18 protein-coding genes are annotated in these 21,655 nt (G+C 65.5%); 9 read left to right on the top strand and 9 right to left on the bottom strand.

The window, feature by feature from the left end; all coding sequences use genetic code 11:
- The first annotated feature begins 99 nt into the window (after positions 1–99).
- The gene (locus tag FFS37_RS12970) at positions 100–2,592 is read left to right on the top strand and encodes a TonB-dependent receptor (protein WP_137931354.1); all 2,493 of its coding nucleotides are present in this window, start codon (positions 100–102) and stop codon (positions 2,590–2,592) included.
- Between the two features lie 78 nt (positions 2,593–2,670).
- Here FFS37_RS12970 and FFS37_RS12965 read toward each other — a convergent pair whose 3' ends face one another.
- Positions 2,671–3,372 carry a GntR family transcriptional regulator gene (locus tag FFS37_RS12965; protein WP_171026264.1) on the bottom strand — a complete coding sequence of 234 codons (702 nt, stop codon included), beginning with the start codon at positions 3,370–3,372 and terminating at the stop codon, positions 2,671–2,673.
- A gap of 240 nt (positions 3,373–3,612) precedes the next feature.
- On the opposite strand from FFS37_RS12965, the gene FFS37_RS12960 reads away from it, so the two are divergent.
- The 8 genes from FFS37_RS12960 to FFS37_RS12920 all read left to right on the top strand — a co-directional run bounded on the left by FFS37_RS12960 (position 3,613) and on the right by FFS37_RS12920 (position 12,449).
- On the top strand, positions 3,613–4,653 hold the full coding sequence (locus tag FFS37_RS12960; protein ID WP_137931352.1) for an ABC transporter substrate-binding protein: 1,041 nt from the start codon (positions 3,613–3,615) through the stop codon (positions 4,651–4,653).
- Between the two features lie 89 nt (positions 4,654–4,742).
- Positions 4,743–5,828 carry an ABC transporter ATP-binding protein gene (locus FFS37_RS12955; RefSeq protein WP_137931351.1) on the top strand — a complete coding sequence of 362 codons (1,086 nt, stop codon included), beginning with the start codon at positions 4,743–4,745 and terminating at the stop codon, positions 5,826–5,828.
- Positions 5,825–6,751, top strand: coding sequence for an ABC transporter permease (locus FFS37_RS12950; RefSeq protein ID WP_137931350.1), 927 nt, complete (start codon positions 5,825–5,827; stop codon positions 6,749–6,751). Before FFS37_RS12955 ends, FFS37_RS12950 begins: the two co-directional genes overlap by 4 nt.
- Complete coding sequence (locus tag FFS37_RS12945) at positions 6,748–7,548, top strand: ABC transporter permease (protein ID WP_137931349.1); 801 nt, start codon at positions 6,748–6,750, stop codon at positions 7,546–7,548. The genes FFS37_RS12950 and FFS37_RS12945 overlap by 4 nt, the downstream gene beginning before the upstream one ends.
- Before the next feature lie 31 nt (positions 7,549–7,579).
- Positions 7,580–9,166 (top strand): gamma-glutamyltransferase, encoded by a 1,587-nt coding sequence (ggt, locus tag FFS37_RS12940; protein ID WP_137931348.1) that lies wholly within the window; start codon positions 7,580–7,582, stop codon positions 9,164–9,166.
- 273 nt (positions 9,167–9,439) lie between these two features.
- Entirely contained in the window at positions 9,440–10,966 is a 1,527-nt protein-coding gene (locus tag FFS37_RS12930) for an acyl--CoA ligase (protein WP_137931347.1), read from the top strand.
- A 2-nt stretch (positions 10,967–10,968) separates the two neighbouring features.
- Entirely contained in the window at positions 10,969–11,949 is a 981-nt protein-coding gene (locus FFS37_RS12925) for a 2-dehydropantoate 2-reductase (RefSeq protein ID WP_137931346.1), read from the top strand.
- A gap of 107 nt (positions 11,950–12,056) precedes the next feature.
- On the top strand, positions 12,057–12,449 hold the full coding sequence (locus FFS37_RS12920) for a lysozyme inhibitor LprI family protein (RefSeq protein WP_137931345.1): 393 nt from the start codon (positions 12,057–12,059) through the stop codon (positions 12,447–12,449).
- Between the two features lie 41 nt (positions 12,450–12,490).
- Here FFS37_RS12920 and FFS37_RS12915 read toward each other — a convergent pair whose 3' ends face one another.
- The 8 genes from FFS37_RS12915 to FFS37_RS12875 all read right to left on the bottom strand — a co-directional run bounded on the left by FFS37_RS12915 (position 12,491) and on the right by FFS37_RS12875 (position 21,626).
- Positions 12,491–14,266, bottom strand: a complete 1,776-nt coding sequence (locus FFS37_RS12915; RefSeq protein WP_137931344.1) for an ABC transporter ATP-binding protein — start codon at positions 14,264–14,266, stop codon at positions 12,491–12,493.
- A gap of 211 nt (positions 14,267–14,477) precedes the next feature.
- Complete coding sequence (locus FFS37_RS12905) at positions 14,478–15,422, bottom strand: acetamidase/formamidase family protein (RefSeq protein WP_137931343.1); 945 nt, start codon at positions 15,420–15,422, stop codon at positions 14,478–14,480.
- Positions 15,412–17,055: an ABC transporter substrate-binding protein gene (locus FFS37_RS12900; RefSeq protein ID WP_137931342.1), complete on the bottom strand. Its 1,644-nt coding sequence runs from the start codon at positions 17,053–17,055 to the stop codon at positions 15,412–15,414. The genes FFS37_RS12905 and FFS37_RS12900 overlap by 11 nt, the downstream gene beginning before the upstream one ends.
- Before the next feature lie 34 nt (positions 17,056–17,089).
- The gene (locus FFS37_RS12895; RefSeq protein ID WP_137931341.1) at positions 17,090–18,010 is read right to left on the bottom strand and encodes an ABC transporter permease; all 921 of its coding nucleotides are present in this window, start codon (positions 18,008–18,010) and stop codon (positions 17,090–17,092) included.
- Positions 18,011–18,023: 13 nt separating this feature from the next.
- Positions 18,024–18,929 (bottom strand): ABC transporter permease, encoded by a 906-nt coding sequence (locus FFS37_RS12890; RefSeq protein WP_137931340.1) that lies wholly within the window; start codon positions 18,927–18,929, stop codon positions 18,024–18,026.
- Positions 18,907–19,518, bottom strand: coding sequence for an ANTAR domain-containing response regulator (locus FFS37_RS12885; protein ID WP_137931339.1), 612 nt, complete (start codon positions 19,516–19,518; stop codon positions 18,907–18,909). Before FFS37_RS12885 ends, FFS37_RS12890 begins: the two co-directional genes overlap by 23 nt.
- On the bottom strand, positions 19,515–20,609 hold the full coding sequence (locus FFS37_RS12880) for a transporter substrate-binding protein (RefSeq protein ID WP_137931338.1): 1,095 nt from the start codon (positions 20,607–20,609) through the stop codon (positions 19,515–19,517). Before FFS37_RS12880 ends, FFS37_RS12885 begins: the two co-directional genes overlap by 4 nt.
- Positions 20,610–20,756: 147 nt before the next feature.
- The gene (locus tag FFS37_RS12875) at positions 20,757–21,626 is read right to left on the bottom strand and encodes a helix-turn-helix domain-containing protein (protein WP_137931337.1); all 870 of its coding nucleotides are present in this window, start codon (positions 21,624–21,626) and stop codon (positions 20,757–20,759) included.
- Positions 21,627–21,655 lie beyond the last annotated feature (29 nt).

Here is a 21,655-nt window from a genome sequence, read left to right as displayed (position 1 = left end):
AAAATCGACGGAAAAATTTGCGGGTCCGGCAGTCCGGATCGTCTCCATCAATAGAGGCCGCGCGGTGATCCTTGCGGCGACTTTGCTTGGGGACCTGGAATGGGGCAGTTTGCATTCGGATCGCGCGCGGCCGGATATCGTCGGGGGGCGCTGCTATCGGCATCGCTCGTTTTTTGCACCACGTGGGGCGCCGCGCTGGCGCAATCAGCCATAACCTATTCGATCCCGGCGGGAACGCTCGATAGCGCGCTGACCCGCTTCGGCGTCGCCAGCGGTGTCCAGGTCCTCTACGACAGCTCGGTCACGCGTGGGCTGCGCACATCGGGCGTCCGGGGGCAACTGGGCTCGAACGCCGCGCTTGCCAGGATCCTTGCCGGAACCGGTCTGAGCTATCGTTTCACGGGAACCAACAGCGTCACGATCGGCGACGGCTCAAGGCCCTCCGCATCCGGCACGGCAGCCGCCGACGGACCGGGGGTGCTTGGTCCGATCAATGTCACGGCAGGAGGTGGCGGCAATCCCCAGGACAAACCCTATGAGACGCCGGGATCGTCCAGCCACATCTCGGCCGAGCAGTTGAACCGGCTGCCGCCGACCACGGCCGGCGACGTGTTCGTCGGAACGCCTGGTGTCATCTCGGCGGGCAATCATGTCGGGACATCGATCAATCCCAACATCCGCGGCCTGCAGGGCATGGGCCGCGTCACCACCACGGTGGATGGAGCGCGGCAGGGAACATCGAGCTATCGCGGCTACATAGGCAATCGCGATGAGGTCTATGTCGATCCCGACATGCTGGGCGGCGTCGACATCTCGAAGGGGCCAAGTTCCGGCGCCGGTGTCGGCGGCATCGGCGGAACGATCAGTTTCAGGACGCTGGAAGCAAAGGATATCGTCAAGGAGGGCCATGATTATGGCCTGCGCCTGAAGACCGATATCGGCAGCAACACGATCAGCCCGCCGGCAATCGGCACGGCAGCCAGCGATGACAGGCCGGCATTCCTCAACGGCGATGCGTGGTCAGGCAGCATCGTGGCGGCGACGACGCAGGAAAACATCGATTTCATCGCCGCCTATTCGAAGCGGCAGAACGGCAATTACTTTGCCGGCACCAAGGTGCCCTATGGCGTTGTTTTCAGCACGATGCCAACCCAAGCCACCGCAGCCCCCCGCCCGGGTTCGGAAGTCTTCAACACGTCCCAGGACACAAGCTCGATCCTGGCGAAACTGACATTGCGCTTCGGCGACGACCAGTCGCTCGAACTGGGCTTCAACCGCTACGATTCCACCTATGGCGAGATCAACGAACTGAACTTCCAGCCGTGGGTTCCGGCAGGGCAAGTCCAGCACGACCTCTCGCAAACCAAGGTCGACACATACACCGCCAAATATCGCTATCGGCCGCAGGACAACCCGCTGGTCGACTTCAAGGCAAATGCCTGGCTGACCGATCTCAACGCCGACAGCGGTACGATCAAGGCCAACGGGTTTGGCGGATATGGAGATCTCTCGGCCGGCGGCGATGTCTCCAACACCTCCCGGTTCGACACGCCGCTGGGTGCGCTCACCTGGGAAAATGGCCTCGAAATCGTCAACGAGAACGCAAAGTCTTCCACCCTGGTGAGCGGCACCCTGTACACATCGCCGGCGCCAATCGGCGTGCGCACGATGGAAAGCGTCTACACCAAGGCGACACTCAAACCGCTCGATTGGGTGAGCCTGAGTGCCGGCGCCCGCTACGATCATTACGATTCAAAGGGCAAGGACTATCTGGCGGCCTACCCCGAACACAGCGGCCAACGCGTCAGCCCCAATATCGGCATCACGCTCGAACCCGCCGATGGCGTGCAATTATACGGGCTCTACACCGAAGGCTATCGCCCGCCGTCGCTGCGGGAATCCCATTGGAACTACGGCTGGCTGCTCGGCATCAACCCCGATCTGCAGCCGGAACTGGCCAAGAATACCGAATTCGGCGTCAACGTCCTGAAGGACAGCGTTTTCCTGCCGGGCGACTCGCTGCGCTTCAAGGCCGCGCTGTTCAGCAACGACTATGACAACTACATCGTGCGCGGGCCTGCCGATAACATCATAAACCGCTACAAATGGGATAACATCGCAGCCGCCCACTATCGCGGCGTCGAGCTTTCCGCGAGCTACGACAGCGGCACCTATTTCGTCGACGGCAACATCACCAATTACACGACCATCGAGTATTGCCCGACAAGCAACACCTGCACACCCTATGCGTCGGGCCTTGACTACGGCGGCAGCTACGTGCCTCCGACCTACGCCGGAAGCATCACGGCCGGCTTCCGTGCCTTTGACGATGCCTTGACCGTAGGGGCGAGGCTGCAATTCGCCTCCGAACGCTCGGGCGGAAAGATCGTCACCGGGGGCATCGCGGCGCCGCAGACATGGCCGCGCTACCAAATTGTCGACCTCTTCGGCAGCTACGATTTCGGCAACGACCTCAAGGCCAATGTCAGCGTCGAGAACCTGTTCGACCGTTATTACATCGGCGCCCTGTCCTCGATCGGCGTCGCCGCCCCAGGCCGCACCTTCAGGGCCAGCCTGGTCAAGACGTTTTGAGCCTGGCCAGACCGCAGCAGCACCGGCGTTCTCTTTCCAAGCCGCCGGTCAGAGAAGCCTGACGCAGGGGTCCGATCCTCAGGACGCCTTGGCGAAAAAGCTCTGATAATCCGATTTCGCCTGCAGCAGGCGCAGCACGTTTTCGCGTGATCCCCGCACGTGGACGCGGGCCAGGGCGCCCGCCCGGGCGGCGTCGCCGGCGCAGATCGCCTCGACGATCTCGGCATGCTCGTCGCGGGCCATCTTCCATTCGTCGAGCCACAAGAGTTCGGTCCAGACATAGTGCTGGCACTTGTCGAGGATGCCACACAGCATGCCGTGCAGCATGACATTGCCGCTGATTTCGGCGATGACACGGTGCAGGTCGATGCCAACTTCGAGTTCCTGGAATTTTTCCTTTGTGGTGCGGTCCGGAATGGCAGCCAACCGCTCGCACTCCGCCAGCATGGCGCGCAGCCTCGCCTTGTCCTTCTCAGTCGCCGTGGTCGCCGCCAGTTCGGTCGCATGGCCATCGAGCAGTTCGCGGATGTCGAAGGCCTCGCGAAACATGTTGATGTCGAATTCGGTGACGACATAGCCCTGGCGCGGCCGGCCGGTGACAAGGCCGTCGCGTTCGAGGCGGTTGAAGGCTTCGCGCACCGGCGTGCGGCTGACATTGAGTTTCGCGGCGATGTCGCTCTCGGTAACGCGCGAGCCCGGCGGAATCTGGCCGGTCACGATCATTGCCTTGAGTGCGGAATAGACCGAGTCCCGCAGCGTATCTTTGGTTTTCCTGGCCAAGTTCTGTTTCCAGTCCTCCGGTCTTTGTGCCGGAATTCGATGTGCTCCGACGCATAGCTGTATTCAAAGTCGGCGCGATTTGCCACGCCCCGGCGTCGCGTCCTCCCCCCGCCCTTGGTCGAAGGCTCCAGGCCGCGTCGAACGGTGTTGACATCGCCGATCGCCAAGCTACACTCAAAATTGTATACAAAATAGCATGCCAAATTAAAAATAATGGGAACACCGGTTGGAGAGCCGAAAATGAACAGGATCAGAAACGTTAGCATCGTCACGATCGCCGGCCTCATGGCCACGGTCGCGGTGCCCGCCATCGCCGCCGATACGATTACCGTCGCCTCGTGGGGCGGCACCTACCAGGAGGCTCAGACCAAGGCCTTCTTCGACCCGGCCGCCGCCGCGCTCGGCATCACCATCAAGCAGGACACCACCAACGGCCTCGACGATGTGCGTCTGCAAGTGACGGGCAATGCGGTGAAGTGGGACATCACGGAGCTCGGCGCCGACGAATGCGCGCGCGGCTCCAAGGAAGGGCTGTTCGAGAAGCTCGATTACGGTGTGATCGACAAGAGCGGCATCAACCCGAAGCTCGTCCATGACGACTGGGTCGGCATCTCCTACACCTCCGTCGTGCTCATCTACCGGACCGATGTGTTCGGCGACAAAGGGCCGAAGACCTGGGCCGATTTCTGGAACGTGGAAAAATTCCCGGGCCGGCGCGCGCTGAGCAGCAGCCAGTCGACGGAAACGCTGAGCGTGGCGGCACTGGCCTCGGGCCTGCCGATCGACAAGGTCTATCCCGTCGACATCGACGGGGCGCTGAAATCCGTCGACAAGATCCGCGGCCATGTCGATGCTTGGTGGACGTCAGGCGCGCAGGCCATGCAGCTGGTCAAGGATGGCGAGGTCGACATGGCCAGCATCTGGAACGGCCGCGCCGGCACGTTGAAGAAGGAAGGCGCGCCAGTCAGCTTCTCCTTCGACCAGGGTGTGCTGACCGCCGACTGCATGGTCATTCCCAAGGGCGCCAAGAACAAGGAAGCGGCGATGAAGGCGCTGGCCATGTTCGTCAGCCCGCAATTGCAGGCCAATCTGCCGCTCTATGTCGACAACGGGCCGGTGAACGAGAAGGCTTTCGAGACCGGCAAGATCCCGCCGGAGCGGATCAAGGACATCAACTCGGCGCCCGAAAACGTCAAGAAGCAGGTACTGCAGGATGCCGAATTCTGGCGCGACAATCTGGTCGAGGCGACGGAGAAGTTCAACAATCTGATCCAGCAATAGGCTGCTTGGCAGAGACTTCACGGCGGGGCGACGCAAGCCGCGACGGCACTTCGCCCCGCTCCTTATTGCCGGTTAGGGAGAATAGAACCTTGTCCATTGCGCTATCCGCGCTGCCGATCAGCATGCGCCGGATCGAAAAACGATTTGGCAGCGTGCCGGTGCTGCGTGACCTGAACCTCGATGTCGAGGCCGGTGAATTCCTGACCCTGCTCGGACCCTCCGGGTCGGGAAAGACGACGCTGCTGATGATCCTGGCGGGCTTCGTGCGGGCCAATGGCGGCTCGATCAAGGTCGGCGGCGACGAGATCATCGCCACACCGCCGCACAAGCGCAACATCGGCATGGTGTTCCAGAACTACGCGCTGTTTCCGCACATGAACGTCTCCCACAACATCGCCTTTGCGCTGAAGCAGCGACGCGTGCCGGCCAGGGAGACGGCCGAGCGGGTGGAAAAAGCGCTTGATATGGTGAAGCTCGGGGGCCTCGGTGAGCGCCGGGTCGATCAGCTTTCCGGCGGCCAGCGCCAGCGCGTGGCACTGGCGCGCGCCATCGTGTTCGAGCCGCGCATCGTGCTGATGGACGAGCCGCTGTCGGCGCTGGACAAAGGCCTGCGCGAGCACATGCAGATCGAATTGCGCGCGCTCCACCGGCGGCTCGGCATGACCACGGTCTATGTCACGCACGACCAGCGCGAGGCGATCACCATGTCGGATCGGATCGCGGTGATGAACGCCGGGCGCATCGAACAGCTCGACAAACCCGAAACGCTTTATGCCGCGCCGAAAACGCAATTCGTGGCCGGCTTCATCGGCGAGTCGAATTTCGTCCCGGTCGAAAGCCGTAACGGATCGGTCTGGTACGAGGACCGGAAGATCCGCACCGCCACACCTGCGCCCGCGGCCGGCCAACACCTGATGGTGGTGCGGCCGGAGACGCTGCGGCTGGTCGCGAATGACGAACCGGGCGACAGCGTGAACGTGCTCGACGCCACTGTCGGCGACATCATCTACCAGGGCGACAGCTTCGTCTGCTACGTCTCGCTGCGCGATGGCCGCCAGCTGACGCTACGCGATTATTGCCGCAGCGACGTGCTCGCCAGAATGCCGGCGCCGGGCCAGCCGATCCGTCTCGGTCTCGACGCGCGGGACACCATATTGGTGGCGGCCGAGGGATGAGCGCACAATCCACCCTCGTAAACGACACAGCCGATGCCACCGGCCGCGACCTCAACGCGCGAGCGCTGCGCGCCGATGCCCGGCGCGAAGAGCTCAGGCTGCTGGCGCTGCTTTCGCCCAGCCTGCTTCTGGTCTTCGCCATCATCATCGTACCGGTCGGCTGGCTGTTCTGGCTGTCGCTTTTCGACGAGACGGGCGCGCTCAGCGCCTCCAACTACGCGCGCTTCTTCGAGCAGGCGTCCTACGTCAGGACCTTCATCACCACCTTCAAGGTCGCCTTCATCGTCACCGGCGCCTGCGTGCTGCTCGGCTATCCCCTTGCCTATATGCTGTCGCAGCTGCCACGTCGCGCGGCGTCGATCTGCCTGATCTTCGTCATCCTGCCGTTCTGGACGTCGGTGCTGGTGCGCACCTATGCATGGCTGGTGATCCTGCAGCGCAAGGGCCTGATCAACAGCTGGCTGATCGACCTCGGCGTGATCAGCCAGCCGCTGCCGCTCGCCAACAACCTGTCCGGCGTCGTCATCGGCATGACGCACATATTGCTGCCCTTCCTGGTGCTGCCGCTCTATGCCTCGATGAAGACCATCGACACCGACTGCCTGCGCGCCGGCATGAATCTCGGCGCCGGGCCGGTCGCGACCTTCCGGCAGATCTTCTTCCCGCTGTCGCTGCCGGGCCTCGCCTCGGGCGTGGTCATCGTCTTCGTGCTCTGCCTCGGCTTCTTCGTCACGCCGGCCCTGATGGGCGGCGGCAAGGTGATCATGTGGGCGATGCGCATGGAGCAGACGACCAGCCTCTATTCCAACTGGGGCGCCGGTGCTGCGCTCGGCGTGGTGCTGCTGGCGGTGACGCTGGCGCTTCTCGGCCTGTTCCAGTGGCTGCTCGGCGCGCGCGCCACCGGCGTCTGGAGTTCGCGATGAGCGGAGAAGTCGGACTGCCCATCTCGCACCGGCAGCGCCTGTGGCTCTACGCGCTGGGCGGCCTGGTGCTTTTGTTCCTGATCGCGCCTTCGGTCATCATCGTCGTCATGTCGTTTTCGGATTCGACGCTGCTGCAGTTCCCGCCGCAGGAATGGTCGCTGCGCTGGTACCAAAGCTACTTCCAGTCTCTGGAATGGCGCGACGCCACCATCGTCTCGGTCAAGGTGGCGTTCATGACGGTGCTGGTGGCGACGCCGCTCGGCACGGCGGCCGCCTATGCGATCAACCGAGGCACGCTGCGCTTCAACGGCACCATCAACGCGCTGCTGACGGCATCCCTGATCATCCCGGTGATCCTGATCGGCATCGGCACCTTCTTCCTCTATGCGCGCGTCGGCCTCAACAACACCCTCACCGGCCTCGTCATCGCGCATACGGTGCAGGCGCTCCCGCTGGTGGTGCTGACGGTGCTGTCGGGCCTGCGTTCCTACGACATGAACCAGGAGCGGGTGGCGCGCAGCCTGGGCGCCGGACGCATCGCCGCCTTCTGGCAGGTGACCATGCCGCAGATCCGGTTCTCGATCGTCTCGGGCGCGCTGTTCGCCTTCATCACCTCCTTCGACGAGGTGGTGGTTTCGCTGTTCATCTCGGGCGGCGACACCACGACGCTGACGCGCCGCATGTTCAACGCGCTGCGCGATCAGATCGACCCGACCATCGCCGCTATTTCGACCTGCCTGATCGTGCTGTCGATCCTCCTGTTGTCGCTCGCGCAGATCTTCGGCCGGCGGCATTGATTTCGATCCATCATGGGATATCCAGATAACAATGCGTGATTTCCAGTTTCCCGGCCGCTCGCCGGTTCGTGCCACCGATGCGGTCGCCGCGACATCGCATCCGCTCTCGACGCTTGCCGCCATCGACATGCTGCGCGCCGGCGGCAATGCCATGGATGCCGCTGTCTGCGCCGCCGCCGTGCAAGGCGTGGTCGAGCCGCAGTCGACCGGCATAGGCGGCGACTGCTTCGTGCTCTACTGCCCCAAGGGACAAAGCGAGGTCCTGGCCTTCAACGGCTCCGGCCGGGCGCCGTCGGCGGCAACGGTGGACTGGTATCGCGACAAGGGGTTCGGCGAGTTGCCCAAACAAGGCCCGCACGCGGTGACCGTGCCGGGCGCCATAGACGCCTGGTGCCGGCTGCTGGAGGACCATGGCCGCAAGAGCCTTGCCGAGGTGCTGGCGCCCGCCATCCACTATGCCGAGAACGGCTATGTCGTGCATGACCGCGTCGCCTTCGACTGGGCCGAACCGGAGACGGACCTCTCAGCCGACGAACACTGCGCGCGCATCTTCCTGCCCGGCGGCAAGACGCCCAGGGCCGGGGACGTCCACCGGCAGCCGGAACTCGCCGCCACCTTGCGCATCATCGCCAGACAGGGCCGCGCCGGGTTTTACGAGGGCGCGGTCGCGGACGATCTGGTAAGCCGGCTCAGGGAATTGGGAGGGCTACACTCGCATGCGGATTTCGCGGCGACCAGAGGCGACTACGTGGCGCCCGTCAGCATCTCCTATGGCGGCTACGAGATCCACCAGATGCCGCCGAACAACCAGGGCTTGACGGCGCTGTTGATGCTGAATGTGCTGTCCGGCTTCAAGCTCGGGGAACTCGACCCCAACGGCGCCGAGCGGCTGCATCTGGAGATCGAGGCCGGGCGGCTCGCCTACCGCGACCGCGACCGCTACCTTGGCGACCAGGACCATGTGCCGGTGCCGGTGAAGGCGCTGCTATCCAGCCCCTATGCCGACCGGCTGCGCGCCGAGATCGACCGCGAGCGGGCCATGACACATCTGCCCGATGTCGAACTGCCCGGCAGCGACACGGTCTACATCACCGTCGTCGACCGCGACCGCAACGCCGTCTCGTTCATCAACTCGACCTATTATTCCTTCGGCAGCGGCGTCGTCGGCCCGAAGACGGGTGTGGTGCTGCAGAACCGCGGCTCGAGCTTCCGCCTCGACCCCGCGCACCCCAATGCCATCGCGCCGGGCAAGCGGCCGATGCACACGATCATGCCCGGCATGGCCACCAGGAACGGCCGCGTGGTCATGCCGTTCGGCGTCATGGGCGGCGGCTACCAGCCGTTCGGCCATGTCCACCTGCTCACCAACATGATCGATTTCGGCATGGACCCGCAACAGGCGCTGGACGCGCCGCGCGTGTTCTACAATGACGGCATGGTGGAGGCCGAGCGCAGCGTGCCCGCCGGGGCGCTCGACGGCCTGCGCCGGCGCGGCCATGACATCACCGAGCCGCATCATCCGCTTGGCGGCGGACAGGCGGTGCTGATCGACTGGGAGAAGGGAACGCTGACCGGCGCCTCGGACCCGCGCAAGGACGGGATGGCACTTGGGTACTAAGGTGACCGGACCGAGAGTGGAGCGATGGCCTGCGAGCGTCAGCGCTGCCCCTCACCTGCCTGCCGGCATCCTCTCTCCCCGTATAGTGACGGGGAGAGGGACGCTGTCGTTGGTGGTTTCGCCAATCGCCAGCGTTGCGAAGTTAGCACAAGGTTGCGTTCAGCTCTTTCTCCCCGTCACTATACGGGGAGAAATGCCCGGCAGGGCAATGAGGGGCGGCGCCAACCTCCGCTGGACATTCACAAGCAGCCGTTTGAAACATAGTCGGTGACCATGACCCAAGTTGAAGCTCAGGCAGACCTCACCCACCGTCTCGTCGCCGGCGCCGATGATGCCCCGGCGATTCTGGCGCCCGACAGGGCGACACTTAGCCATGGCGGACTGCGCGGCCTGATCGCGGCCACGGCCGATCGGCTGCATTCGCTCGGCATCGGCCGGGGCGACCGGGTGGCGATCGTGCTGCCGAACGGGCCCGAGATGGCGACGGCCTTCGTGGCGGTGGCCGCCGCCGCTTCGACGGCCCCCCTCAACCCCGCCTACCGGGCCGATGAACTCGATTTCTATCTCACCGACATCGGCGCCAAGGCCATCCTTGTCGCGGAAAGCGAGACTGGGCCAGCGGTGACCGTGGCCGAGCGGCTCGGCATCGGCGTGCTGCGGCTCGTCGTGCCGCCTGAGAGCCCCGCCGGCACCTTCACCATCGAAGGCAAGGCGGTTGGACCAGAAGCGGCGCCCGGGATGGCCGGCGATGGCGACATCGCGCTTTTGCTGCACACATCGGGCACCACCTCACGCCCCAAGCTGGTGCCGCTGAGCCATGCCAATGTCGCGGCCTCGGCCCGCCACATCGGCGCAACGCTCGGCCTGACCGCGCAGGACCGCTGCCTCAACATCATGCCGCTGTTCCACATCCATGGCCTGATCGCGGCGGTGCTGTCGTCGCTGGCCTCGGGCGGCAGCATCTACTGCACGCCGGGCTTCAACGCGCTGCGCTTCTTCCAGTGGCTGAGCGACGCAAAGCCAAGCTGGTACACGGCGGTGCCGACCATGCACCAGGCGATCCTGCCGCGCGCGGCGCGCAATGCCGAAGCTCTCGCCGAAGCGAGCCTGCGTTTCATCCGCTCGTCCTCGGCCTCGCTCCCGGCGCAGGTGATGGCCGAACTCGAAGCGACCTTCGGCTGCCCTGTCATCGAATCCTACGGCATGACCGAAGCCGCGCACCAGATGGCGTCGAACCGGTTGCCGCCGGGTCTGCGCAAGCCGGGCAGCGTCGGCGCGGCCGGCGGGCCCGAGGTCGCAGTCATGGCTCCGGACGGACGGCTGATGCAGGCCGGCGAGACCGGCGAGATCGTCATTCGCGGCCCCAATGTGACTGATGGCTACGAGAAGAACCCGGACGCCAATGCCACCGCTTTCGCGCATGGCTGGTTCCACACCGGCGACCAGGGCGTGCTCGACGAGGACGGCTATCTCAGGGTCACCGGCCGGCTGAAGGAGATCATCAACCGGGGCGGCGAGAAGATTTCGCCGCTGGAGGTCGACGACGTGCTGATGGACCATCCGGCGGTGGCGCAGGTCGTCACCTTCGCCATGCCGCACGACAAGCTGGGCGAAGAGGTGGCCGCCGCCGTCGTGCTGCGCGAGGGCATGAGCGCCACCGAAAGCGACATACGCAGCCATGCCGCGACGCGGCTCGCCGACTTCAAAGTGCCGCGCAAGGTGCTGATCCTGGACGAGATCCCGAAAGGCGCGACCGGCAAGCTGCAGCGCATCGGGCTTGCCGCCAAGCTCGGGCTTTGACGATGAAGATCACCATTTTCGGCGCCGGCGCGATCGGCGGTTATCTCGCCGCCAAGCTCGCGCTTGCCGGCCGCACCGAACTGTCGATCGTGGCGCGCGGCGCTCATCTCGAAGCGATCCAGGCCAATGGCCTGCGCCTGATCGAGGATGGCGGGGAATCCGTCGCTCCGGTCCGCACCGCCGCCCGGGCCGAGGAGCTTGGCGCGCAGGATTATGTCATCCTGGCGCTGAAGGCGCATTCCGTCGCGCCCGCGCTCGACCAGATCGCGCCGCTGCTCGGAGACGGCACGGCGGTCGTCACCATGCAGAACGGCGTGCCCTGGTGGTACTTTCACGGACTTGCCGTATCGCTCGAAGGCACCAGGCTGGAGACGGTCGACCCCGGCGGCGCCATCTGGCAGCGCATCGGGCCCGAGCGCGTCATCGGCTCCGTCGTCTACCCTGCCGTCGAGGTCGACGCGCCGGGTCTCATCCGCCATGTCGAGGGCAAGCGGTTTTCGCTGGGCGAACCCTCCGGCGAGAAGAGCGAACGGGTCACGAAACTGGCCGAGGAGATGGTCAAGGCCGGGCTGCAGGCGCCGGTGCGTGAGGATATCAGAAGCGAGATCTGGGTGAAGCTGTGGGGCAACCTCTCCTTCAACCCGATCTCGGCGCTGACCGGCTCCACGCTGGCGGCAATCGTCGCCGACGAAGGCACCCGCGCGCTCGCCAGGGCGATGATGCTGGAAGCGCAGGCGATCGGCGAGACCCTGGGGGTGCGATTCCCCATCGCGGTCGACCGCCGCATCAAGGGCGCCGGCGATGTCGGCGAGCACAAGACCTCAATGCTGCAGGACCTGGAGCGCGGCCGCCCGATGGAGATCGACGCGCTGGTGTGCGCCGTTCAGGAACTCGGCCGGCTGACCGGCAAGCCGACGCCGGCGATCGACGCGGTGTCGGCGCTGGTGCGGCGGCTGGCAAGGGAGCGGGGCTGCTACGAGTAAGGCGCGAATCCAGGTCTTGACGCGCCCGCAGCATGCCCAACATATCGTATCCGGGCGGGTGACGGCGTAGCGTAACTGACGCGTTCAAAGCTGCGAGGAACCGCCCCATGCGCCGATATGCCTGTCTGCTTGCCATCGTCGCCGTGACAACGGCGCGTCCCGCGATGGCGCAGAGCGACGCCGAAATGAAAGCCTGTATCGACCGCTCAGCCGGCGTCACCTCGGCGATGCTCGATTGCGGCAAGGCCGAGATCGACAAGTTCGACGCCCGGCTGAACGCGGCCTACGACACGCTGATACGGCGCGAGCATGGGGCCGAACGCGCGCGGCTGCAACGCGAGCAGCGCGCCTGGCTGAAGCATCACCTGCGGGAGACGCGGCGCCTTGCCGCCGACCCCAACAACGGATCGGCTGCCTTCCTCGACTCGCAAGGGTTCGAGCTTGAGGATATCAGCGCCCGCACCGCCGAACTCGAAAGGCGGGTACGGGATAACCTTTGATCCCCGGGACCTTCGTTGCCGGGATCGGCGCCGTGCGGATTTCAAGCCTCTGCGGCGACGAGATGGCCGCCGCCGACATCGCTGAGCGCCAGTTTCATCGGCGCTTCGCCGATCTTGCGGGTGGCGCTCGGGATTTCCTGGTCCAACCTGGCGAAGCGGCTTCTTCGCCTGGCCGGGTCGGGCACCGGCACCGCTTCGATCAGGCGCCTGGTGTAGGGATGGCGCGGGTTGGAGAAGACCTGGTCGCGCGTGCCCATTTCGACGATCTGGCCGAGATACATGACGGCGACGCGGTCGGAGATGTTTTCGACCACCGCCATGTCGTGCGAGATGAAGAGGTAGGCGACACCGAACTCGCGCTGCAGTTCCTTCAAGAGGCCGAGCACGCGCGCCTGCACCGAGACGTCGAGCGCCGAGACGCTTTCGTCGGCGATGATCAACTTGGGCCTGAGCGCCAGCGCGCGGGCGATGCAGACGCGCTGGCGCTGGCCGCCGGAGAATTCATGCGGATAGAGCTCCATCTGGGCGGCCGACAGGCCGACGCGCTCGAACAGCGCGGCGACGCGCGCATGGCGCTCCTCCTTCGAGGCGATGCCGTGAATCACCAGCGGCTCGGCGACGAGATCGCCGACGCGCATGCGCGGGTCGAGCGAGGCGAACGGATCCTGGAAGATCATCTGCACGTCGCGGCGCACCGCCTTGCGCTCCTCGCGGCCGAGGCCGGCAAGATTGCGCCCGCCGACGACGATGTCGCCGGTATAGGGCACCAGCCCGGCCAGCGCCTTGGCGGTGGTCGACTTGCCGCAGCCGGATTCGCCGACCAGGGCCAGCGTCTCGTTGGGGGCGATGGAAAAGCTGACGCCTTCGACGGCGTGGACGCGGCGGGTGACCCGGCCGAAGATGCCGCCATGCAGGTCGAAGCGGACATGCAGGTCTTTTATCTCGGCGACATTGGCCGATACGGCTTCGGCGTTCTTGGTGTGCTGGCGGCCGGCCCCGGAACCGATGCGGGGCACGGCCGCGAGCAGTTCACGCGTGTAGTCGGCCTGAGGCCGCGCGAAGATGTCGGCGGCCTTGCCTTCCTCGACCATGCGGCCATGGCGCATGATGATGACGCGGTCGGCCATCTCGGCGACCACGCCCATGTCATGGGTGATGAGAATGACGCTGGTGCCATGCTGGCGCTGCAGGTCGCGCAGCAGCTCCAGCACCTCGCCCTGCACGGTGACGTCAAGTGCCGTCGTAGGCTCATCGGCGATCAGCACGTCAGGCTCCAGCGCCAGCGCCATGGCGATCATCACGCGCTGGCGCATGCCACCGGAGAGCTCGTGCGGAAATTGATTTAGCCGGCTTTCGGCTTCCGAAATACGCACGGCCTTCAGCGCCTCGACAGCGCGCTGGCGGGCTTGCGCATGGGAGAGGCCGGTATGCGCCTCGATGGATTCGGTCAGTTGCCGGCCGATCGACAGCACCGGGTTGAGCGAGGTCATCGGCTCCTGGAAGATCATGGCGATGCGGTCGCCGCGAATGCGCCGCATCCGGCGCTCATCGAGCCCGGTCAGGTCGATTGCGCCTTTGTCGCCGTCATGAAGCCTGATCGTGCCCGACGAAATGCGGGCCGCCGGCTGCGGCAGGAGCTGCATGATCGCCAGCGACGTCATCGACTTGCCGGAGCCGGATTCGCCGGCGATGCAAAGCGTCTCGCCGCGCTTGAGCGTCAGCGACAGGTTGGAGACGACCTCACGCTCGCCCTCGTCGCCGCGCACGCTGACGGAAAGGTTGGCGATGTCGAGGATGGTTTCGGGGGTCGAGGTCATCGGCAGAGCAGTGTTCTGAGACGTTTATTGCGGCACGCCCCCCTCTGGCCTGCCGGCCATCTCCCCCTCAAGGGGGGAGATTGGCTATCACGCAGGGTTTCGCCACTTGCCACCGATTGAAGAAAGGCGGGACGACGAAGCTGCCGATCTCTCCCCTTGAGGGGGAGATGCCCGGCAGGGCAGAGGGGCGTGCCTTGGCGCTGACGCGAAATCATTCGAACACGCAGCGCGGGAAATAGAACGACACCACCCAGTTCGGCATGTCGACGATCTCGCTGATCCTGAGATCGCCGCACACCGAGGCCAGCATATAGGCCTCGACCGGGTCCATCTTGTAGCGCCCGGCGAGCAGGTCGACCATCTGGGCGACCGCCTCCTTCGCCCCGGTCATCAGGTCGGGCCCGATGCCGGTCGTCACCTCATAGCCCTTGGCGTCGAGATGGCGCGTCACCGGACCAGGCGTGGTGAAGCGCGGCGTCTTCAGCCTGGCGTCCTTGACCAGGTCGAGCTTGAGAACGACGTCCATCGGGCTCTCGATCGCCGTGCCGCAGACCTCGCCGTCGCCCTGTGCGGCATGGGTATCGCCGACCGAAAACAGCGCGCCGGCCACCTCCACCGGCAGATAGAGCGTGGTGCCGGCGGCAAGGTCGCGGATGTCGAGATTGCCGCCGACGCGGCGCGGCGGCACCACCGAGTGATGGCCCATTTCGGCTGGCGCATTGCCGATGGTGCCGGCGAACGGCTTCAGCGGGACGCGGCCTTGTCTGCCGAACAGCGCCGGCTCGAGCGAAGCGGCGTCGTATTTCCAGATGTTGAGCGCCGGCTCCTTGAAGTCGTCGGCGAGCAGGCCGAACCCGGGAATGTTCGCCGTCCAGCCGAAGCCGGACGGTTTGAACATCTCGATCGTGACCTTCAGCGCATCGCCGGGCTCGGCGCCCTCGACGAAGATCGGCCCGGTGACCGGGTTGATCCTAGCGAAGTCGAGCCTGGCGATGTCGGCGACCGTGCTGTCCGGCGTCAGCTGGCCGCCGGACGAGTCAAGGCACTGGAACTCAATGGTGGAGCCGGGCGCCACGCGCTCGGCCGGGGCAAACGAATTGTCCCAGCCGAAGTGATGATGGCGCCCGTGGATGGTGTAATCGCAGTTATTGCACATCTTTTACGTACACATTGTCGTAGTTGATCGGGATATGGACCGGGTCGACATAGAGGTTGTCGGCGCCGCCCATGCGGGCCGACTTCATGGTGAAGCGCTGCTCGTTGAACACCGGCGCCCAGGGCGCGTCTTCCATCACCTTCTCGTAGATGCCGCTCCACATCTTGTCGCGCTCGCCCGCCTTGGCCGGATCGACGATCGAGTCCGCTTCGGCCGCCTTGGCGTCGAGATCCTTGTTGCAATACCACGACCAGTTCCAGCCGCCCGGCACGGCGCCGGCGCAGCCGAGGATCGGGCCGTAGAAGTTGGACGGATCGGGGAAGTCGGCGATCCAGGCCATGCCGCCCGACCAGATCATCGGCGCGCCGGCCTTGTCGCCGCCAGCGGCGATGACGTTGGCCTGGGCCAGCGACTGGATGCTGGCCTTGATGCCGATCGCCGCCAGATCCTGCTGGATGGCCTGCGCGATGCGCGGGTTGGGGTCGGTGTTCATGACGAAGAGCTGCGTCTCGAAGCCGTCGGGATGGCCGGCCTCGGCAAGCAGCGCCTTGGCCTTGGCAACGTCATAGGGATAGCCCTTGTACTCCTTGTCGTAGCCCGGCATCGACGGCGGCAGCGGCTGGTTGGCCGGCACGGCGCGGCCGTTGATGATCTGGATGATGCGCGCCTTGTTGAGCGCCATGTTGACGGCCTGGCGCACCTTCACATTGTCGAAAGGCGCCATGGTGGTGTTCATGGTGACGTAGCCGGTATGCAGCTGGCCGCCCTCGACGACGCGCGCCTTCTGCTCGGGATCGGCCATGACCTCCTGGAACTTGGCCGGCGGGATGCCGTCGCCGGGCACGTCGATCTCGCCCTTCTGCAGGCGCAGCAGCGCCACGATCGGCTCCTGGCCGATCTCGAAGGTGATCTTGTCGAGATGCGGCAGCCCCTTGTGCCAATAGTCGGCGTTGCGCTCGAAGACGATGCGCTGGCCGAGCGTCCATTCGGCGAGCTTGAAGGCGCCGGTGCCGACCGGGTGCTTGCCGAAGTCGGCGCCGTATTTCTCGACCTCTTCCTTCGGCACCACATGCGAGAAGTTGATGGCCATGACATGCAGGAAGGTGGCGTCGGGGCGGGTCAGTTCGAACTTGACGGTATAGGGGTCGACGACGGTGACGCCCGACAGCGTCTCGGCCTTACCGGCGGCGACGTCGTCATAGCCCTTGATCGAGCCGAAGAAACCGGCGCCGGGGCTCTGGGTCTTCGGGTTGGTGACGCGGTCGAGCGAATATTTCACGTCGTCGGCGATCATCTCGCGGCCATTGTGAAACTTCACGCCATGGCGCAGCTTGAAGGTGAAGGTCTTGCCGTCGGGAGAGATCTCGTAGCTCTCGGCGAGATCGGGCTTCAGGGTGGTGGTGCCCGGCTCGTAGTCCATCAGCCCGTCGAACAGGCTCTTGATCATCGACCAGTTCTGCCAGTCGTAGCCGATCGCCGGATCGAGCGTCGCGACATCGTCCTTGTAGGTGATGGTGATGGCGCCGCCCTGCTTGGCGTTGGGATCGATCGTGTCCTCGGCGCGGGCGCTCGCCATGCCGAGCATCAGCGCAAGCGCCGATGCCGCGACCGTGGATGCCAGAAACTTTCTCATTGTCATGTTCCCTTTCTGTGTTTGTTTTCTGATTTCATCTGAGCTTGATGCGGGGATCGATGAAGGGCGCGACGATGTCGGCGAGCAGGTTGCCGAGCACGATGGCGAAGGCCGATACCAGCGTGACGCCCATGATGATGGGGATGTCGACGCGCTGGATGGCCTGCCAGGCAAGCTGGCCGATGCCGGGCCAGCCGAACACGCTTTCAACCACCACGATGCCGCCCATGAAGATGCCGATGTCGATGCCGATCATGGCGATGACGGGCAGGATGGCGTTGGGCAAAGCGTGGCGGAACAGGATGGCGCCGCGCGTCAGGCCTTTGGCGCGCGCGGTTCGCATGTAATCCTGGCGCAGCACGTCGATCATCGACGAGCGCATCATGCGCGCGTACCAGCCGGCGCCGAGTATGCCCATGGTGAGCGATGGCAGCACGAGATGGCGCCAGGTGCCGTAGCCGCCGATCGGGAACCAGCCCAGCCGCACCGCGAACACGTAGAGCAGCAGCAGGCCGACCACGAATTGCGGCGCCGAGACGCCGACGAAGGAAGCGACCATCAGGGTCTGGTCGGTGGCGGTGCCGCGCTTGACGGCCGCGACCAGCCCCATGGTCAAGCCGATCAGCAGTTCGCAAAGGATGGCGCCCAGCATCAGAAGCAGGCTCGCCGGCAGGCGCGAGACGATGAGTTCGGTGACTTCCGAACGCTGGATGTAGGATCGGCCGAGATCGCCGCTGAGGAGCTTCGTCAGATAGTGCCAGTACTGGACGATGAAAGGCTGGTCGAGGCCGAGCTGCTGGCGGATGTTCTCGACCGTCTGTGGCGTGGCGCTGCGGCCCGCGATCTGGCGCACCGGATCAGCCGGCAAGAGATAGAGCAGCGCGAAGGTGATCAGCGAGACGCCGAGCAGGATGAGGGCCGACTGGATCAGCCGGCGGCCGAGATATGCGATCATGACCGGCCCCCCATTATTCCCGGCCTCTTTGCGTGGGGTCGAGGATGTCGCGCAACGCGTCGCCGATCAGGTTGAAGGCCAGCGCCAGCGCGAGGATCGCCGCGCCCGGGAAGAACACCAGCCAGGGCGCGGCCTGGAAATAGGTCTGGTTCTCGAAGATGATGTTGCCCCACGACGCCGTCGGCGGCTGCACGCCGATGCCGAGGAAGGAAAGCGTCGCCTCGAGCAGCACCGTGGTGGAGATGCCGAGCGTGCCCCAGACGATGATGGTGGGCAACAGATGCGGCAGGATGTGGCGAAACAGGATGCGCGGCGCGCCGGCACCGATGGTGCGTTCGGCGTCGATGAACTCGCGCTCGGCCAGCGAGGATGTCTCGGTATAGATGACGCGCGCCGTCTGCACCCAGTTGACCAGGGCGATGACCATGGCGACGATCCACAGGCTGGGTTGGAAAACGGCGGCGAGGCAAATGGCGAGCAGCAGCGCGGGGAAAGCCATCATCAGATCGGTGAAGCGCATCAGCGCGTTGCCAATCCAGCCACGGAAATAGCCCGCGGTGACGCCAACCAGCGTGCCGATCAGCAGCGCCACGCCATTGGCGACGATGCCGATGATGAGAGAGGTGCGGGCGCCATAGAGGATGCGGGTCAACAGGTCGCGGCCGAGCAGGTCGGTGCCCAGCCAGAACTTGGCATCCGGCGGCAGCGGCGAACCCTCGATGGTCAGGCCGTCGAACATCTGCTCGTTGGGATCGTAGCCGGTCAGCCAGGGCGCGAACGCCGCGCCGGCGACGACGATGGCGACGATCACCAGGCCAAGCAGCGCCAGGCGGCGCCTGATCAGCCGGCGCCAGACGCCGGCGCGCGGCCTGGCCGGCATCTGGCCGGCGGAAAGATCAGGCGCGATGGGACTGGTCATCGCCGCCCCCTGCTGTCTCGTCGTCCGTCATCGCCACGATGCGGCGCGCCGCGTCCTCGACGCTGATCTGCCAGCTCATCGCCAGCGAGCGCAGCTGCGCGTAGGCGCGGCCGTCATCCGTGCCCTTCGACAGCGCCGCCACCGCGCGCACGATGGTCTGGCGCTCGGCGACGCGCTGGCGCAGCGCGGCGATCTCGCCGGCGAGATGCTTGCGCGCCTCGAAGCTCTGGCGCGCGATCAGCAAGGCGCTGTAGACGCCGGCATTGCCGACCGGCTTCAGCAGCTGGGCATCGGCCTTGTGCGACAGCGCCCATTCGATACGGCCCGGCGCCTCCGAGCCGATCAACGCCACCAGCGGCATCGGCGCTTCGCCCGGCTTCCAGGGAAACTGCTCGTCGAAACCGAGATCGGCGTCGAAGAAGACGAAGTCGGCGGCCAGCGCCTCGGGCGAAAGCTCCGGCCAGCAATCCACAGTGACCAGGCCGATGGCCGACAATTGCCGGGTGATCGCCTGCACCGTCGGATGCGGGCGATGCAGGACGAAGGCCCTGGCGCCGCCGAGATTGGGGATGCGCGGGATCCTGGTCACGACACCACCCTCAGGCGCGGCCGGCCGAAGGTTTTGGCGGGGTCGTAGCGCGACAGATAAGGGTCCGGCGCGACCTCGTCCTGCCGGCTGACCACCTCGAAGAAGCCATCGGCGATCCGGCCGATGATCACCGGCAGCGTCGCGTGCTGGGTGTGGGCGTCGATGGCGATCGGGCCGAGCCGGGTGGAGAAACGCGTCTGCGCGAACGCTTTGGAAAATTCCGCCGGGCCGGCATCGGGATCGCGCGACAGCACGTCGGCCATCACCTGCACCGAGGCATAGGCCGACGCCTCGAAGGACGAGGCGAAGGCAGCCGGCCTCGGCGCGAAATAGGGACCGACCGAGAGATGACCCTTCCCGGTTTCACCGATCGCCGGCAGTTCGCCCTCGGTGAGGTTGCAGGAGATGACCGGGCAGTTTTGCGGGCTGAAGGCAGGGTCCTCGCCTCCCAGGTCGCGATAGGCGGCCAGGAAGGCGTAGGAGGAGGTGCCGATCAGATTGTTGAGGATGAAGCTCGGGCGCGTGGCGCGGATTTCGCCGATCAGGCGCGACACATCCGTCTCGCCGATGCGCAGGTAGCGCTCGCCCAGCACCTTGCCGCCGGCGTCCGCGATCAGGTCGCGCGCCACCCGGTTCATCTCCCAGCCCCAGATGTAGTTGGAGCCAAGCAGGAAGCCGTTGGCGCCGAAGCGCGGCACGACATGGGCCATCAGCGGCACCAGATGCTGGTTGGGGCAGGCGTGCATGTAGACGACATGCTCGTTGGCCTCGAAGCCTTCATAGGGGCAGGCATACCAGAGCATGCCGCCCGCCTTCTCCAGCACCGGGATCGTCTCCTTGCGACTCCAGGAGGTGACGCAGCCGACGACATGACGCGCGCTGCTGGTCTTGAAAATGTCCTCGCACAGCGTCGCGTAGCGGTCGGCGTTGCTTTGCGGATCACGCTCGACCGGCACCAGTTCCAGGCCGTGGTCGCGGTCGGCATTGATGTCGGCGATGGCGCGCATGGCGCCGGTACGGCACGCGTCGGAGACGAGCTGGTAGCTCCCCGAGCGGGAATAGAGGATGCCGATCTCGATACGCCGTTTCAAAAAGAACCCCAGAAATGACAATGCCCCGCAGCCAGCGCCGCAAGGGCGAGGCATACGAGGCATTTTTGCCGCCCGGCGATCAGAGCCGGTATTTTGCCATAGGGTATTCGGTCCGGCCGGTCAGTCAAGCAGGAAAGTTGGGGCGGCTCAGCCGCGCAACAATTGCCCTCGCCGCCAGGCGGCGGGCGCCTCGCCTGTTCGCTCGCGGAAGAAGCGCGAGAAATAGGCGGGGTCGTCGAAGCCGATCTCGTAGGCGATGTCCTCGACGGTGCGCACGGTGAACAGCAGCAGCCGCTTGGCTTCCAGCAGCCGCCGTTCGCCGACCACGCGCTTGACGCCGCTGCCCAGCACCGCATGGGCAGCCTTGTCGAGCCGGTGCGGTGTCGTGGCCAGCGCCTCGACGTAACGATCGACCGGCCAGTTGTCGCGAAAATGCCTGTCGACCAGACGGCGCAGGCCGAGCGCAAGCAAGGCGTCGGGCGAGCCGGCCGGATCCTTCACCTCAGGGCTGAGCCGCGCGATCTCAGACAGGGCGACGGCGATCAGCGACGGCAGCACCTTGTCGCTGCCGGCCCGAGCCTCGGCATATTCGGCGGCGATCATCTCCAGCACCGCCGCCAGCCTTTTCCATGCGGTGCGATCCGGCAGGCCGTCGGCGAAGACCGGACGGTCGAGCGGCAGCAGGCTGTGGGCAGCAAGCGCTGCCAGCGCGTCGTCGGCGACCGAGACGACAATGGCGTCGGTGCCGGGGCCGATCGAGAAGCCGTGCACGATGGCGCTCGGCACGAAGCTGACGGCCGGCGCCGAAAAGTCCCAGGAACGATCCTCGATGCGGTACGTGCCGGAACCGCTCGTCCAGTAGGTGATCTGGCCCATCTGCGGATGCTTGTGCGCGGTCACCTGGCCATGGTGAATATTCGACCGCGCAAGCACTGTCTCGACATGCAGGAAGCCGACGTCGAGCGGCCTTGCCGGCTCGCCGTAGACGAAGAAGTCCGGAATGGAATTCTGGTTCATGGCGCCGGAAAAAGTCCAATCGGTTTTGC

The organism is Mesorhizobium comanense (assembly GCF_005503535.1).
GTDB classification, from domain to species: domain Bacteria; phylum Pseudomonadota; class Alphaproteobacteria; order Rhizobiales; family Rhizobiaceae; genus Mesorhizobium; species Mesorhizobium comanense.
The sequence above is the reverse complement of the archived record's forward strand: the minus strand, read 5'-3'. Positions and strand labels throughout refer to the sequence as shown.